Annotated in this window: 1 protein-coding gene and 1 pseudogene; both read right to left on the bottom strand. The window is 67.2% G+C overall.

Going from position 1 to position 829, the window contains the following annotated elements; translation table 11 throughout:
* Positions 1–641 (bottom strand): HpcH/HpaI aldolase/citrate lyase family protein (locus MOV75_RS40135; protein WP_247008384.1); only part of this gene is annotated, 641 nt, incomplete at its 3' end.
* A gap of 62 nt (positions 642–703) precedes the next feature.
* Positions 704–829: pseudogene (locus MOV75_RS40130) on the bottom strand (glutamate racemase); the annotation flags it as partial.

The following is an 829-nucleotide window of genomic DNA, read 5'->3' as shown; positions in this document are numbered from 1 at the left end:
ATCGGCACGCCGCTTCTGAGGATGCCGGCCTCGGCGCGGGCGACCAGCTCCAGCAACTCCGGGTCGTCCATCCGGCCGCGCTTGTTGATGGACGTCGCGAGGTCGCCAGGGCCGATCACCGCGACGTCGATGCCGGGCGTTGCCATGATCTCGTCGATGCGGTTGACGGCATCGACGTGCTCGATGGTGATCATGCAGATCATCTCGTCATCGGCTGATGCCATGTAGTCCGGCATCGACTGGCCCCAGCGGAACGGCGCGTGGAACGGTCCCCAGAGCCGATCGCCGCGCGGCGGGTAGCGCACGCTGCGCACCGCCTTCTCGGCATCAGTGCGGTTGGTGATCATCGGAAAGTTGATGCCGAAGGCCCCGATATCCATCGGCGCCTTCGCAAGCCACGGCTCGTTCGCCGCGATCCGCACCAAGGGGGTGCACGGCGTGCCCGTCGTCGCCGCGATCATCGCATGCGCTTCGGTGAGCCCGATCGGTCCATGCTCGAGATCGACGATGATCCAGTCGAGCGAGCGCGCCATGATCTGCACGGTCTGCACGCTCGGGATGGTCGCAATGGCGCCGAAGGCAGGACGGCCTTCGCGCCAAAGCTGGCGGAGGCGGTTGAGCGGCGTGGTCGGGACCGACATGGAAAAGGCCTGCGGCTAGGTGACGACGCTAAAACCTAGCAGCGCGCCGTCGCCGCGCAAGGTCAGGCCAGGGCGCGACCGCCGAAGAACGGCGTCAGCATGGTCGAAAGGCCATGCACGCGGTTCGAGGTGAAGATCATCTCGGCGCGCTCCTGCGCGATGCCGCCGATCCGCGGGCCGAGCAGGTC

Source organism: Bradyrhizobium sp. PRIMUS42 (assembly GCF_023006515.1).
Classification (GTDB): domain Bacteria; phylum Pseudomonadota; class Alphaproteobacteria; order Rhizobiales; family Xanthobacteraceae; genus Bradyrhizobium.
This window is presented reverse-complemented; position numbering and strand designations above follow the sequence as displayed.